The sequence below is a fragment of the Streptomyces muensis genome, assembly GCF_021474425.1.
In the GTDB taxonomy this organism is placed as follows: Bacteria; Actinomycetota; Actinomycetes; order Streptomycetales; family Streptomycetaceae; genus Streptomyces; species Streptomyces muensis.
This window is the reverse complement of record NZ_JAKEIP010000326.1, coordinates 1-7,925: the sequence shown is the minus strand read 5'-3', so window position 1 is coordinate 7,925 and position 7,925 is coordinate 1. Positions and strand designations below refer to the sequence as shown.

At 66.5% G+C, this 7,925-nt stretch carries 9 protein-coding genes and 3 pseudogenes; 6 read left to right on the top strand and 6 right to left on the bottom strand.

All coding sequences use genetic code 11. From position 1 onward, the window contains the following. Positions 1-197: 197 nt before the first annotated feature. Together L0P92_RS39505 and L0P92_RS39500 are read right to left on the bottom strand one after the other, a co-directional pair. The gene (locus tag L0P92_RS39505) at positions 198-968 is read right to left on the bottom strand and encodes a transposase (protein WP_234767962.1); all 771 of its coding nucleotides are present in this window, start codon (positions 966-968) and stop codon (positions 198-200) included. A gap of 32 nt (positions 969-1,000) precedes the next feature. Continuing rightward, positions 1,001-1,438, bottom strand: coding sequence for a DUF6082 family protein (locus L0P92_RS39500; RefSeq protein WP_234767961.1), 438 nt, complete (start codon positions 1,436-1,438; stop codon positions 1,001-1,003). A gap of 27 nt (positions 1,439-1,465) precedes the next feature. Here L0P92_RS39500 and L0P92_RS39495 point away from each other — a divergent pair. Continuing rightward, positions 1,466-1,945 (top strand): annotated as a pseudogene (locus tag L0P92_RS39495) (IS5 family transposase); the annotation flags it as partial. Positions 1,946-1,958: 13 nt separating this feature from the next. On the opposite strand, the gene L0P92_RS39490 reads toward L0P92_RS39495, so the two are convergent. Continuing rightward, entirely contained in the window at positions 1,959-2,528 is a 570-nt protein-coding gene (locus tag L0P92_RS39490) for a dienelactone hydrolase family protein (RefSeq protein ID WP_234767960.1), read from the bottom strand. Between the two features lie 58 nt (positions 2,529-2,586). On the opposite strand from L0P92_RS39490, the gene L0P92_RS39485 reads away from it, so the two are divergent. From L0P92_RS39485 to L0P92_RS39475, 3 genes are all read left to right on the top strand, one after another. Then, on the top strand, positions 2,587-3,177 hold the full coding sequence (locus tag L0P92_RS39485) for an ArsR/SmtB family transcription factor (protein ID WP_234767959.1): 591 nt from the start codon (positions 2,587-2,589) through the stop codon (positions 3,175-3,177). Between the two features lie 295 nt (positions 3,178-3,472). Beyond that, complete coding sequence (locus L0P92_RS39480; protein ID WP_234767958.1) at positions 3,473-4,069, top strand: TetR/AcrR family transcriptional regulator; 597 nt, start codon at positions 3,473-3,475, stop codon at positions 4,067-4,069. Between the two features lie 132 nt (positions 4,070-4,201). Beyond that, entirely contained in the window at positions 4,202-5,392 is a 1,191-nt protein-coding gene (locus tag L0P92_RS39475; protein ID WP_234767957.1) for an MFS transporter, read from the top strand. A gap of 9 nt (positions 5,393-5,401) precedes the next feature. Here L0P92_RS39475 and L0P92_RS39470 read toward each other — a convergent pair. The 3 genes and pseudogenes from L0P92_RS39470 to L0P92_RS39460 all read right to left on the bottom strand — a co-directional run bounded on the left by L0P92_RS39470 (position 5,402) and on the right by L0P92_RS39460 (position 6,812). Further along, positions 5,402-6,195 (bottom strand): IS5 family transposase gene (locus L0P92_RS39470; protein WP_372497406.1). Its coding sequence is split into 2 segments (ribosomal slippage): positions 5,402-5,860 and positions 5,863-6,195, totalling 792 coding nucleotides; the frame shifts between segments, so codons are not numbered across the junction. A 47-nt stretch (positions 6,196-6,242) separates the two neighbouring features. Beyond that, positions 6,243-6,416: pseudogene (locus tag L0P92_RS39465) on the bottom strand (IS5/IS1182 family transposase); the annotation flags it as partial. Positions 6,417-6,458: 42 nt separating this feature from the next. Then, entirely contained in the window at positions 6,459-6,812 is a 354-nt protein-coding gene (locus L0P92_RS39460) for a DUF7878 domain-containing protein (protein ID WP_234767963.1), read from the bottom strand. 337 nt (positions 6,813-7,149) lie between these two features. Between L0P92_RS39460 and L0P92_RS39455 the strand changes: the two genes are divergently transcribed. Both L0P92_RS39455 and L0P92_RS39450 read left to right on the top strand, forming a co-directional pair. Next, the gene (locus L0P92_RS39455; protein WP_234767956.1) at positions 7,150-7,464 is read left to right on the top strand and encodes a hypothetical protein; all 315 of its coding nucleotides are present in this window, start codon (positions 7,150-7,152) and stop codon (positions 7,462-7,464) included. A gap of 179 nt (positions 7,465-7,643) precedes the next feature. Then, positions 7,644-7,849, top strand: a pseudogene (locus L0P92_RS39450) (Rrf2 family transcriptional regulator); the annotation flags it as partial. Positions 7,850-7,925 lie beyond the last annotated feature (76 nt).

The window sequence follows — 7,925 nt, the reverse complement described above, 5'->3', positions numbered from 1 at the left end:
CTACTGCCGTTTGTTGGCCACCGCGAACGCAGCCTGAAACACACAAGATCGGCCGCTACGAAACTAGGGGCAGCTCACCGCGCCAAAACGGTAGGACAAGCTGAGAAGCTGTTTCACATCCGGTGATCTAAGGGCTGTCCCGCAAACGATCTTCTACGGGTTGGAGGGCGCGGTGGGCCGACCGGTGGGATCTGCTCCTACCCCGTGAGGACGAGGTTGTGCAGGCGGGCGATACCGCGCATGGCGTGGTGAACTCCGTCGCCCTTCAGGCGGCAGTCGCGGAGAATCTTCCAGCCCTTCATGCGGGCAAAGACATGCTCGACACGGGCGCGGACCTTGCGGTGGGAGGCGTTGTGTTCCTCTTTCCACGCTGGCAGTTCGGTTTGACCGCGCTCGCGGCGATGCGGAATCACTAGTCCGGTGCCCCGGTAGCCGCCGTCTGCGATCACCGTGGTCCTGCCGACGGCGTCCTTGGCTCCGGACAGCTGCCACGCCTTGCAGTCGTTGCGGTTGCCGGGCAGCGGTCGACCGACCACGACGACGAGTCGGCTGTCGGCGTCGATCACGACCTGGTGGTTGGTGGAGTACCGATAGTTCTTGGACTGCTCGGCTACCTCGTGGTCACGGGTGGGCACGAGGGTGCCGTCCACTATCAGCACGGTGTCCTTGGAGAACCGGCGCCGCGGCTGCAGGGACATCAGCGGGCCGAGGTGGTCGATGATCCGGTCTGCCGCCGACTTCGAGATACCGAACAGCAGGGCCAGCTGGCGCATTGTCAGGTTCGTGCGCCAGTAGGCCGCGACCAGCAGCACTCGGTCCTCAAGGGACAGGCTCCAGGGCCGTCCCCTGCCAACCGCGTCGGCCCCCTCACTCCGTAGCGCGGTCACCAACTTCCCGAAGCAGCGCGGGCTCAGCCCCGAGAACGGGGCTATCCAAGACGGCTCCGACGCAGTAATCACACCAGTCACACCGTGATCATCCAACCCGTAGCCGACAGCCTTTAGCGTCGGCTGCGCAGGAGGGATCCGAGCGCCAAGCCGGCGCCCAGGCCGATCAGGACGCCGACTGACGTCCGCGATGCGGGCGCAGCTCCGGCGACGGGCACATCAGGTGGACGGGGCGCGACGGCCGACGGCGTTGGTGGTCCGGCAGCGATAGCGCGAGCGTGCTCCTCGTCCACGACGGCCAGGAACCGACGACCGATACGGCTCCCCGACGAGCTGGCGGTCCATGAGATCTGGGCCCTGCTCCAGTAGTGCCGCCCAGCCTCTCCTGTGAACATCCCGGCCAGCATGTCCCGCAGAAGAGGCTCGCGAATGGTCCCGATTTCGAGGCCCATCCCCGCGTAGTTCATCATCAGATCGGCATAGACATGCCGCTTGCGCTCATAGGGATCGGCAATGTCCGTGGCGCCCCAAACCGGCTGGTAGAGCGGCATGTCATCAAGTTCCAGGCGGACTAGGGGTTGGGTCGTTCGCGCGGCGGCCTGACAACGAAGATTCACTTGGCAGGTGAGGGCGGGTTGCGGCTTCTGGCCATGCTGGTCACCCCCGGTCAGTGGGGCGATGCCCCACAGATGATCCCGGTTCTCGACCGCATTCGCGTGCCCCGGCCGGAGGGCGGCCGTCCCCGCACGCGGCCCGACCATCTCAGCGGCGACAAAGCGTACTCATCACGCCGCAACCGCCGTTACCTGCGACGTCGCCAGATCAACCACACCATCCCCGAACGCCGAGACCAGCAGGCCCACCGCCTACGCCGTGGCAGCAGCGGCGGCAGGCCCACCGGCTTCGATGCGGCACGCTATGTCCGCACAAACGAAGTCGAGCGGCTGATCAACCGGTTGAAGGCGAACCGGGCCGTGGCCACGCGTTTCGACAAGAGGGCGTACGTCTTTCACGGCACCGTGACCGTCGCAGCTCTGCGCCTCTGGCTTTGTGCATGACCCCGCCAAAAACCTAGCGCGAGCCGAGGAACTCGATCGCCCGCTGGGTCAGGAGCTTGGCAGCGTCCGGGTCGTGGGACGGCAGCGAACTGTCCGCGAACAGGTGCTGGTCTCCGGGGTACAGGAACATCTCCGCGTCAGCGCAGTCGGAGACGAGCGCCCGGGCGGCGTCGATGTCCTCGGCGAAGAACGGATCGGCTTCCTTCGCATGCACCTGCACCGGCACGCCGTCAGGCCATGCAGCGCCGAACTCCGAGACGGGGATACAGGCGTGGAACAGGAGCGCGCCCCGCGCGCCCGCCCGCGTCTGCGCCAGCTTCTGGGCGGGCAGCACCCCCAGTGAGAAGCCGGCGTAAACAGCGTTCTGCGGCAGGTGCTCGGCCGCGCGGACGCCCCGCTCGGTGATCTCGCCGAAGCCGATCTCCTCGACGTAGCCCATGCCCTCCTCAAGGGAGCCGAACGTTCGCCCGTCGAAGAGATCGGGCGTGTGGACGGTGTGGCCGGCCGCACGGAGCTCGTCGGCGAAAGCGGCGACTCCGGGAGTCAGCCCCTGCGAGTGATGGAACAGTACGACCTCTGTCATGCCCGAACCCCTTGCCTTGTGGGTAGCGAATGATCCGGAATTCTAGAATAATCGAGAGGTGTCGAACAATACCCGCCTCCCCGACTACGACCTTGCCGACGTCACAGATGTGACAGCCCCGGCCCAGCTCCGCGCGCTGGCAAACCCACTGCGCAACGCCATCCTTGAGCTGCTCCTCGAACGCGCCGCGACCGTGAGCGAACTGGCCGCCGCACTCGGCCGCCCCAAGAGCACGGTCGCGCACCACGTGAGCGCCCTGGCGGATGCCCAGCTGCTGAAGGTCGTGCGGACCCGCCGGGTGCGGGCCATCGACGAGCGCTACTACGGCCGCACCGCGCGCATCTTCCGCGTCGGCACGGTCAGCCAGACCGGCGAGGCCGAGGCGCCCTACTGCAACAACGATCTCGCCACGGCCGCCGCCGAGTCGGCCCCCGCACACCAGGCAGATCAACTTTCCTCAATCGTGCGGCATGTGCGGATCCCGCGGGAGCAGGCCCACGAGTTCTGGGCGCGGGTCCTGGAACTTGCCAACGACTACGCGCAACTGCCGCGCGGAGGCGATGTGGTGTACGGCTTCGCTGCCGGGCTCTACCCGACCGACTATCCGGCGCTGCCAGAGGCTGAGGCCCCAGCAAAGGACCCAGACTGAACCGGTGCCGCAGGTCATGGCGACGGCAGCCGCGACCGGCAACACCCGAACCTTCACCCCCTGGCCCCATCTAAGTCAGCAACCCACCAAGTCACATGACCTATCGGACAGGCCCTAAGCGTCGTTGCATTTGGCGATGAAGGCTGCGCGGGTGTCGCGTTCGGTGAGAAGGGGCTTCAGCGAGGGGCCAAGCTGCCCCGCCGGCTCATTCCGCACCAGCGGGGCCTCAAGGTGGCGGTGAGTGTGTGGCTCGTATGTATTGCAACGGTCGATTCAAAATGGCTAGGCTGGCACCATGGCCCGACCGCGAATGTTCGACGAGGAACGGGCCCTGGACGCGGCCATGCGCACGTTCTGGGAGAAGGGGTACGAGGCCACTTCCACCCAAGACTTGTGCGAAGCCACCGGACTGGGGCGCAGCAGTATCTACAACACGTTCAAGAGCAAGCACGACCTGTTCGAGCGTGCGCTGGCCTACTACATCGACACCATGACCACTGCCCAGCTGGCTGTCCTGGAGGACCCCCGGCACCGTGCCGCCGATCGCATCCGTGCTCTGTTCGCCATGGTCGTCGACGGCGAGACCGAGCACCGAGCCGGCGGCCGCAGCCTGGGCTGCCTGACCGTGAACACCACGGTCGAACTGGCCGCTCGCGACAGCCGAGCGGCGGCAATACTGGAGCGCGACACCGCCCGTAGGCTGACCGTGTTGCGCGCAGTGATCGACGAGGGCCGCCGGGACGGCAGCATCACCTCCCAGCGGGACGCCGAAGCGCTGGCCCGCTTCATCAACGCAGCGATCGGCGGCATGCGCATCTCGAGTCAGGGCGGCGCCGACCGGACCACGCTGGAGTCGATCGCGGAAGTCACCCTCGACGCACTGACCCACTGACCCGCTGATCCGGGCTCCGCCCCGGACGGTGCCTGCCTGCACCCAAGTTTTGAACCGATCAATCCATAACTATTCGTCATCACGTCACCTGGCCCCCTCGCCAGTCGGCGTCGACCCCAAGGAGACAAAACCGTGCCCCGTGCCGTATACGTCCTGGCACTCGGCATCTTTGCCATGGTGACCAGCGAGTTCGTGGTCGCCGGACTGATGCCCCAGATGGCCGACGGCCTGAACGCCACCATCCCGCAGATCGGTTACCTCATCACAGCGTTCGCGGTGGCCATGGCGGCCGGCGGGCCGTTACTCACCGTGGCGCTGATGAAACTCCCACCGCGTACGGCACTGATGGTGCTGTTCGTCATCTTCCTGGCGGGCAACGTCCTGGCGGCCACCGCGACCGGCTACGCCACGATGATGGCCGCGCGGATCATCACCGGCATCGCATCCCAGGCCTTCTTCGGCGTGGGCATCTCGATGTGCGCCCAGATCACCCGCCCCGAGGTCCGCGGCCGTGCGATCGCGGTCGCGATGAACGGCCTCATGCTCGGCACCCTGCTCGGACTGCCCCTCTCCACCTTGGTCGGCGAGCGGTTCGGCTGGCGCGCGGCGTTCTGGACCATCAACGCCATCACCGTCATCGCCGCCGTGACCACCCTGTTCGGTGTGCCCCGCATCGAGCGTGCAGAGGGCGGCGGCGGCTTCCGGCAGGAGATCGGTGTCTTCAAGAAGCCCAAGCTGTGGTTGGTGCTGTCCACCAGCACGCTCATCATCGGCGCCACCTTCTCCGCCTTCAGCTACTTCAACCCGATCCTCACCGACCTCACCGGCTTCTCCACCGGCACCGTCCCGGTCCTGCTGATCGCCTATGGCGCCGCTACCGTCGTTGGCAACAACGTCGTCGGTCGCTTCGCCGACCGCCACACCGTCCCCGTCCTCGCCGTCGGCCTCGTCCTCAACACCGTGTTCCTGACCGGCTTCGCCCTGCTCGCCGACCTGCCCGCACCGGCCGTCATTTGCATGATGGGCATCGGCCTGGTCGGCGTCACCATGAACCCGGCCATGGCGACCCGCGTCCAGCGCACCGGCAACGCCGGCCCGCTGGTCAACACCGTCCACTCCTCCTTCATCACCCTCGGCATCATCCTCGGCTCCGCCATCGGCGCCGTCGTGATCGACACCTGGGGCCTGCGCGCCCCGCTCTGGCTCGGCGCGATCCTGGCCCTCGTCGGCCTGGCCACCGTCCTGCCCGACCTCGCCCGCCGTTCCACCCCCGCAACGGGCCTTGCTTCCCCCTGCCCTGCCGAACAGGCAGAACGAGTGTGAGCGATCGCGTCATCCGGCAAGCCGGCGGTGGCAGATGATGGCTACGGCAATGCCGGTAAAGGCAAGGAAGTGCTCGGCCTTGCGCTCGTAACGGCGGTGCAGCCGACGGAAGCCGCCCAGCCAGCTCACGGTGCGCTCGACAGTCCACCGGTGTCGCCCGAGTCGAGTCGAAGACTCGACGCCCCCACGGGCGATACGGGGTGTGATGCGCCGACTGCGAAGCCACATCCGCAGGTGGTCGTAGTCGTATCCCTTGTCGGCGTGGAGTTTGGCGGGGCGGCGCCGACGCGGGCCACGGCGAGAGCGGATCGGTGGAATACCGCGGATCAAAGGCTCAAGCCCCAGGCTGTCGAGGGTGTTGGCCGCAGAGATGCCAACCGAGAGGGGCAGACCGGTCCGCTCGGTAACCAAGTGGATCTTTGAGCCTTTCTTGCCTCGATCTACCGAATTCGGACCCGTCAGCTCCCCCCTTTCACGGCCCGCATGTTCACCGAGTCGATCGCACACCGCGACCAGTCCAACTCACCCTTCCGGCCGAGTTCGTCCAGCACCAGGCGGTGCAGCTTGGACCAGACCCGGGCCTTGCTCCACTCGGCGAACCGCCGGTACACGGTCGACCAGGACGGTCCGAACGTTTCCGGAGTCTGCCGCCAGGTGCAGCCCGAGGTGGCCACCAACATGATTGCCGCCAATACCTCCCGGTCGCCGTAGCGCCGACGGCCACCGCCTTGTCGCCGGATCGGCGCGTCCGGCACTAGCCGTTGGAACAACTCCCACAGCCCGTCCGGGACCAATCGCTCCACTATCGTCACGGAGATGCCGGCTACTGATCCAAATGCAACGACGTCTAAGCCGCCACAAGCAGAACCCGGTCCTCCAACGGCAGGCTCCACGGCCGTCCCCGCCGCGGTTCGTCCGTGACCTCGCGGCGCACCACGGTCACCGACTTGCCGAAGCAGCGCGGGCTCAGCCCGGTGAACGGGGCTATCCATGACGACTCCGACGCCGTGATCACACCAGCCACGTCAAGATCATCCCACTGCGGGTGCCACGGCTGGAGCAGCCGTCAAGGCTCCGGAATGAAGGAGGGATCGATCCCCCTCGAGGCAACGCCCGCTCGCACGGATCGGTCGAACTGTTTGACTGCCTCCACCAAGACATCCCAAGTGACGGGGGCGGTCCAGAGGTCCGGCGTGAAGATGGAGCCGACGCGCCAGCCTCCATCAGTGTTCACGATGCGGATCAACCCATCCTCGGCCTGCATTGAATCGAGCTCGAAGTCCTCATGGCCAGTGGCAGGACTCTGCAGCCAGAGCGCCAGGTGATACGCCAGCTCGGCCACAGGAAACGCCCCCTGGGACCACACCATCCTCTCCTGCTCCCAGATAGAGAGCTCGGCCTCGATGTCCAGGAGAAGCACCTCCAATGGAGCTTCCTGCGGGGGGAGGCCGCGCCTCGGCAGATCCGACAGTCCAAAGTCCTGGCACACGAACCGCATCGCCCGACCTCCTGAGATCTGAGGCCCTGCACAGCCAGGCCGCCCAAGTGCGGATCACGCTACCAAGTCATGCCAGGTGTCCCGCCTGGCCCTCCATTAACGGGACAACCCTTAGGCACTCTGTGCCAGGTGGGCCGGGGCCGATTATGTGGCTATTGCTCTGACCGCATAAGTCCGCCGGGTTGGGCTCGCGTGTGTTTGGGGTCTGCCGGAGCATCCGGTCCAAAGCCGCGAGCCCGTGTCTGGCAGGATCCCCCACATGCTTGAAGAAAAGCTCGACGCGCTTGCCCAAGTGATGGCCGAGCACATGGCCAGGCCGTTCCCGTCCGGCTTCCGCGGCCTGGACGTCCAGGGCCAGGACATGGTGTTGCTCGACGCGGACATCTATGGCTATGCAGCCGTCGTTCGTGAAGGCCCACTCAGCGAGCAGCACCGGGCAGGCTTGACGCGGCTGATGACGGTGTTCGCGAGGGTCCTCCCGGCGATCGACGACGAGTACGCGGCCGAGTACTACACGCATGTCCGCGACATGGCTGTGCTGGCCGCCGAAATTGCCAGCCTGCGCGAGAAGTAGTCCTTCTCCCGGAAGCGCTCCGCGGATGGGCATCCGATGGAGCGGACGCCTCCTTGCCAACGCGGCATGAACCGCCACCCGGTGAACCAATGCGGTCAGAGCACTAGGCTCGTTTTGTGGATGAAGTGAAGACTGTCTGGTGGAGCGTCCAGGTCAGGCGCGGAACAGCGTGGGGCACTGTGGTGAGCGGGAAGGACGAGACCGCCGAATGCCTGGCCTGGATCGGCCTCTGCCAGCGCCAGGGCCATGAGGTCGCCACCTCCGAGCAGATCGCGACCAGCGCGAACACCAACCCCGTGGTGATCGGACGGCTGCTCGGCGAGCTGCGCAGGGCCGGGCTCGTGGCGCGGGCTGGTCGCTTGCACGCGAGCTGGAGTCGATGACGAATAATTGTCAAGACCTGTGGACGGGAGCCGCACCGACCCAGTGGTGATAGGCGTCTACGTCGACGTTGCTGCCGC